We start from the raw sequence: 5,438 nt of genomic DNA, 5'->3' as shown, positions 1-5,438 counted from the left end.
TTCCAGCAACGCGGCCCAACGCAGCAGCGGCGCGCTGCGCTCAGGCGGCAACGACGCGGCGATCTGTCTAGCAAAGCTCGGGTTGTTGTTCTCGAGCGCGCGACGCACACGTTGCTCGATCAGCTCGGGCGTCAGCGCCTGTTGGCTGCGCATCCATTCGAATGCGCGCTCACAATCCGGCAGGCTGCTCGGCGTGAGCCACTGACGAGCGACGTCGAGGCTCAGATTTTCGGTGCGACCCGAAGCGATGCGGGCGGTGAAGCTGTGACAACGCAGCGAGTCGCCGGCCGCTTCGTCGCGATAGTGCTGAAGAAAAGGCTGCCACTGTTGACGAAGTGCCAGGCTGCTCAGCCACGCAGCGCGCAGCTCGCGGCCCACCGGCTCACGCTCGTAAGTGGCGAGGAATGTCTCAGCGCGCTTGTCGGCGTTGTTGAGCCCATTGGTCGCATCGACCAATTCGCGCTTGATGCGCGCGGCTTGCAAATACGAATACAGCGGATAACTGCGCAGTGCCTGGCTGTCGTCCTTGTCATCCGTGAGCACGCTGGTGGCTTTGGCGTAAGCGTCCTTGAAATCCTGCCGGGCATTTTTAAAAGGATCTTTGGCGGCCAGCGCCGCGCCGCTGCTGAGCGACAGCACGGTCAGCGTCAGCAGCCAGGATTTCAGGTGCGGGAAACGAGTCATGCGAGGGAGAGTAATGGCAAATGCCGCGGCTGGCCATTGCGGCACCTGCTGCCGGCCAGCGACTGAGTACGCCGTATCGGAGGAACCCTACCGGCCGGTGCAACGTTTCTGAGCAGCGTCGGTCCGGCGGGGGTGGTCATGGGCGAGATCGAGGACCTGTTCGTCGCTCTGGGCGGACAGCACACGGTGCTGCCGCCGCTCGAAGCCATTCTGCGCATCATGATGGCCGTGGTGGTCGGCAGCCTGATCGGGCTGGATCGCGAGTTGCGCAACAAGCCGGCGGGTCTGCGCACCCATATTTTGATTTCGCTGGCGGCCGCGCTGTTCACTTTGATCACCTTCGAGTTGCATGAACAGTTCACCGGCGAGGACGGCACCAAGACGGCCGATCCAGTGCGCATCATCGAGGCCGTTACTGCCGGCGTCGCGTTCCTGGCGGCGGGCGCAATCATTCAAAGTCGCGGCAATGTGCATGGGCTGACCACCGGCGCCAACATGTGGCTGGCCGGTGCGCTCGGTGTGGCGTGCGGCGCCGGATATTACTTTCTGGCCTTCATCGGCACCGCGTTTGCGGTGGTGGTGCTGGTGGTGTTGGCGAAGCTGGAGCGACGGCTCAACAAGAAACCGGCGGATGACGGCGACTCTAGTTGAGACAAGCGCATCGGTGTAACGTTCGCGGCCGTGCATGCCACTGTGACCCCCGAGCCGCTGCGATACATCGACTGGTACGAATCGCCGGTCGGGCCGCTGATTGCTTATGCAACCGGCAGCGCGCTTTGCGGGTTGTCATTTTGCGATGCCGAGGGTCTGGAGCAACGATTGCAGGAGCTCCGGCAGCGGCACGCAGCGACTCTGCTCGATGGCGACGGCCCGGTGTTGGCTCAGCTGCGATTGCAGTTGCAGGAATACTTTGCGGGTCAGCGCCGTGATTTCACGGTGCCGCTGAGCGCTGCGGGAACGCCGTTTCAGGAGCGCGTTTGGGCAGCACTCTGCGAGATTCCGTACGGCGACACCTGGTCGTATCTGCAGCTCGCGGTGCGCATCGGCGATGCCTTGGCGACGCGGGCGGTGGGCTATGCGAACGGGGCTAATCCGATTGCCATCGTGATCCCGTGTCATCGGGTCATTAACGCCGACGGTGGCGATGGTGGCTACGGGGGCGGGCTATGGCGCAAGCGGATCCTGCTGGACCTGGAGCGCGGCCAGGGCACGCTGGCGTTGTAGGACGAGTGCTGGCGGAGCCGGTTGGGATCGGCGATTCAGCCGCCATATAGCCGGCGAGTATGAAGATCCAGGATGAACAATTGGTAACGCGCCGCGCCGGAACTCGCGCGGGTACCATTCGACTAAACAAGTAAGCCGATGAGGTACTACATCATGTCATTCAAACCCAATTTCACCCGCCTGGCCGCCGCCCTGGCGCTGACCACGGCGCTGTTCGCGGCCGGTTGTGCCACCACCGGCGGCCCCAAGACGAGGATCGATTACGACAAGGCGGCCGACTTCTCCGTGTATCGCACCTACGGTTTCCCCAAGGAAACCGGCACCGATCGCGGCGGCTATTCGACCTTGATGACCAGCTATCTGAAGCAAGCCATGTCGACGCAGATGGAAGCTCGCGGCTACAAGTACACCGAGGAGCATCCCGATCTGCTGGTGAACTTCTACATGAACACCCGCGAGCGCACCGAATCCCGGCCGGACGCGCGCATGTCGCTGGGCTATGGCTACTACGGCTATCGCTACGGCCTGTACAACGCGTGGCCGCTGTATGACGAAGATCGGACGGTCACTTACAAGGTCGGCACGCTGAACCTCGACATCGTCGATGCCGAGAAGAAACAGTTGGTGTGGGAAGGCGTGGCCGAAGGTCGGGTCAGCGAAGAGGAACTGCAGAACCCGAAGGTCACCATCAATGCCGTGGTCACTGAGCTGATGCGTCAGTACCCGGGCCGGCCCAACATGTAATTAGACCGGCACGTAATCAGACCAGCTCGCCACTAAGCAGCGCGTCCATCTGGGGCGCGCTCAGCTCGATCTCGATTTCGATGGTGTCTGTGTCCAGCGCCGGGTCCGGCTTCGGGTCGGCGGGTGACAGCACCGCGCCGTCATTATTGGCCGCCGGTTGCGGCTTCAGCAGCGGATCGAACTCACAAATATCGTCGACTTCGATTTCGCTATGGGCCAACGGCGCGATGTTGGCGGGGTCGGTCAACTCCTGGGCCGTGAGATCGATGGAGATCTCGACAACGGGATTCATGATGGGGCCCTCGCTTCGACTTCGGCTTCGACGGGCAGATGCTGCCAGAGCTACCGGCAGTAAGCCTGCAACGCAGTTCACACCGCGCGTTGCATTGGTTATGAATTGTGGTGATTTACCGTAATGCAGGGCGCGTTGCGCCCCAATACATGCCGGGAATAGGCCAGGAATAGGCAAGGACCCGCCAGCTTCACCTAACGCCAGGCTAAGTCTTGCCAGGCAAGATATCCGCCATGCGCCACCTCGGTTGGGTGTTGTTATTGGGAGTTGTCGCCATGAGCACGGCTTGCAGCAATCCGCCTTCGTATCGGTCCTCGCAGTTCCGCGACGGTCAGTTTCATAACGCCGTGTCGCCCAAACAGCCGGGCGGCTGGCAGGTGTTGAAGTTGTGGTGGCAGTTCATGTTCAAGGACACCAGCCGCACCGTGCCGCCGACGGGGCTGACGGTGGTGCCGCTGACCGGCGAACAATTGGAACAAGCGCCGGACGGGTCGATCTATCGGCTGGGTCATTCCACCGTGTTGATGAAGTTGAATGGCAAGTTCTGGATCACCGATCCGGTGTTCGCCGAACGTGCCTCGCCGGTGCAATGGGCCGGGCCGAAACGTTTCACACCCACGCCGATTTCGCTGGCGGAACTACCGCCGCTGGCTGCGGTGGTGTTGTCGCACGATCATTTCGATCATCTGGATCGCGAGACGGTCATCGCGCTAGCTGCCAAGACCAATGTGTTTCTTGCGCCGCTGGGCGTGGGCGATCAGCTGATTCGCTGGGGCATTCCCGCGAGCAAAACTCATCAGCTCGACTGGTGGCAGACCATCGAGCTGGAAGGTATCCAATTCACCGCCACGCCAGCTCAGCATTTCTCCGGGCGCAGTGTGTTCGCCAAGAACCCGACCTTGTGGGCCTCGTGGGTGATCTACACCGGCACGCATCGGATTTATTTCAGCGGCGACACCGGCTACTTCGACGGCTTCGCCGAGATCGGGCGTCGTCATGGGCCGTTCGATCTCACGTTGTTGGAAGCGGGCGCGTACGACAAGCAATGGGAAGGCGTGCACATGCTGCCCCAGCAAGTCATGCAAGCGCATCGCGACTTGGGTGGCGACTGGTTGCTACCGATTCATAACGCGACCTTCGATCTGGCCTTCCATTCGTGGGATGAGCCCATGGAAAAAATGCTGGCGCTGTCGGCACAGCAGGATATTCGACTCACCATGCCGCGCATCGGCGAGGCCGTGCGGCTGGGTCAATATCAGCGGGCGCAGCCTTGGTGGCGTGTAAAGGAATCGCGCACCACGCCGGCGAACGTGCACGCCACCGCGTCTTCTTAAGATAAGCGGGCCTAAAGCAGGCGGGCCTGGTCAGGGTTTGCGGCTACACTTCCCGGCCTTGCGGGCTGGGATGTGGGTATGGCGGCTGCAAAGGAAACTCTTTCCCTCAGTGAAGCGCGACGCGCGGCGTTGGCCGCTCAGCAATTCATTGGTTCCGGCAGCGCGCCCCGCAGCGCTGGAGCGTTTGCGGAGATCGTGCGGCGCTTGGGCGTCGTGCAAATCGATTCGGTCAACGTGCTGGTGCGCTCGCACTACCTGCCGATATTTTCCCGCCGCGGCAATTACAAGAGTGCGTTGCTGGAAAAGGCCGCGTACGACTCGCGGTTACTGTTCGAATATTGGGGACACGAAGCGTCGCTGTTGCCAGTCGAGTCGTATCCATTATTCCGCTGGCGTATGGACGATGCGCGGCAGGGCGTCGGGACTTGGGGCCGTCTCAAGCGCTACGCGACCACTCATCAAGATTTGGTGAAGGCCACCATCGAGCAGATTCGCGAGCAGGGTCCGCTCGGCGCCAGCGAGCTCACTCACGCCGGCAAATCCAAGGGCAGTTGGTGGGGTTGGAGTCAGGGCAAGGAAATCCTGGAATGGCTGTTCTGGATCGGCGATGTCACTACTGCGCGCCGGCGCAATTTCGAACGGCTCTACGATCTCACCGAACGCGTGCTGCCTGATTCAGCTCGAGCCCTGCCTGTGCCTGCACGAGAGCAGGCTCAGCGCGAGTTGATGCTGATCGGCGCCCGAGCCATGGGAGTAGCCACGGCGCGTGACCTGCGCGATTACTTTCGCTTACCGGCGAAGGAATCGGCGACGCGGCTGACGGAGTTGGTGGAGCAGGGCAAGTTGATCCCGGTCACGGTCGAAGGCTGGAAACACCAGGGCTATTTGCATCACGAGGCGAAGATTCCGCGCGCCGCCAAGGTCGCCGAGCTGGCTGCGTTGTTATCGCCATTCGATTCGTTGATTTGGGAGCGTCAACGCACCGAGCGTTTGTTCGACTTTCATTTCCGGTTGGAAATTTACACACCGATTCATAAACGCACGCATGGCTATTACGTGCTGCCGCTGTTGTTGGGCGAGCGCATCGTCGGTCGCGTCGATCTGAAATCGGAACGGCAGGGCGGAGTGCTGCAAGTGAAGGGTGGCAGTGTCGAGCCGGG

Annotated in this window: 6 protein-coding genes and 1 pseudogene; 5 read left to right on the top strand and 2 right to left on the bottom strand. The window is 61.6% G+C overall.

Annotated features, from left to right (window positions below; genetic code table 11):
• Positions 1-684, bottom strand: a pseudogene (locus tag JNL55_RS14260) (hypothetical protein); the annotation flags it as partial.
• Positions 685-822: 138 nt separating this feature from the next.
• On the opposite strand from JNL55_RS14260, the gene JNL55_RS14255 reads away from it, so the two are divergent.
• The 3 genes from JNL55_RS14255 to JNL55_RS14245 all read left to right on the top strand — a co-directional run bounded on the left by JNL55_RS14255 (position 823) and on the right by JNL55_RS14245 (position 2,652).
• Entirely contained in the window at positions 823-1,335 is a 513-nt protein-coding gene (locus JNL55_RS14255; RefSeq protein ID WP_293854259.1) for an MgtC/SapB family protein, read from the top strand.
• A 30-nt stretch (positions 1,336-1,365) separates the two neighbouring features.
• The gene (locus JNL55_RS14250) at positions 1,366-1,908 is read left to right on the top strand and encodes a methylated-DNA--[protein]-cysteine S-methyltransferase (RefSeq protein WP_293854254.1); all 543 of its coding nucleotides are present in this window, start codon (positions 1,366-1,368) and stop codon (positions 1,906-1,908) included.
• A gap of 153 nt (positions 1,909-2,061) precedes the next feature.
• Entirely contained in the window at positions 2,062-2,652 is a 591-nt protein-coding gene (locus JNL55_RS14245) for a DUF4136 domain-containing protein (RefSeq protein ID WP_293854250.1), read from the top strand.
• 16 nt (positions 2,653-2,668) lie between these two features.
• On the opposite strand, the gene JNL55_RS14240 is transcribed toward JNL55_RS14245, so the two are convergent.
• Positions 2,669-2,944, bottom strand: a complete 276-nt coding sequence (locus tag JNL55_RS14240) for a hypothetical protein (protein WP_293854247.1) — start codon at positions 2,942-2,944, stop codon at positions 2,669-2,671.
• A 275-nt stretch (positions 2,945-3,219) separates the two neighbouring features.
• Between JNL55_RS14240 and JNL55_RS14235 the strand changes: the two genes are divergently transcribed.
• Positions 3,220-4,278 carry an MBL fold metallo-hydrolase gene (locus JNL55_RS14235; RefSeq protein WP_293854243.1) on the top strand — a complete coding sequence of 353 codons (1,059 nt, stop codon included), beginning with the start codon at positions 3,220-3,222 and terminating at the stop codon, positions 4,276-4,278.
• A 78-nt stretch (positions 4,279-4,356) separates the two neighbouring features.
• A partial coding sequence (locus JNL55_RS14230; RefSeq protein ID WP_293854240.1) for a winged helix-turn-helix domain-containing protein occupies positions 4,357-5,438 on the top strand: 1,082 nt, incomplete at its 3' end.

It is taken from the genome of Steroidobacter sp. (assembly GCF_016790065.1).
GTDB lineage: Bacteria > Pseudomonadota > Gammaproteobacteria > Steroidobacterales > Steroidobacteraceae > Steroidobacter.
This window is presented reverse-complemented; position numbering and strand designations above follow the sequence as displayed.

Coding starts and splice junctions, on each gene's coding strand:
- JNL55_RS14245 (WP_293854250.1), top strand. CDS start 2,062: ATGTCATTCAAACCCAATTTCACCCGCCTGGCCGCCGCCCTGGCGCTG.
- JNL55_RS14240 (WP_293854247.1), bottom strand. CDS start 2,944: ATGAATCCCGTTGTCGAGATCTCCATCGATCTCACGGCCCAGGAGTTG.
- JNL55_RS14235 (WP_293854243.1), top strand. CDS start 3,220: ATGAGCACGGCTTGCAGCAATCCGCCTTCGTATCGGTCCTCGCAGTTC.
- JNL55_RS14255 (WP_293854259.1), top strand. CDS start 823: ATGGGCGAGATCGAGGACCTGTTCGTCGCTCTGGGCGGACAGCACACG.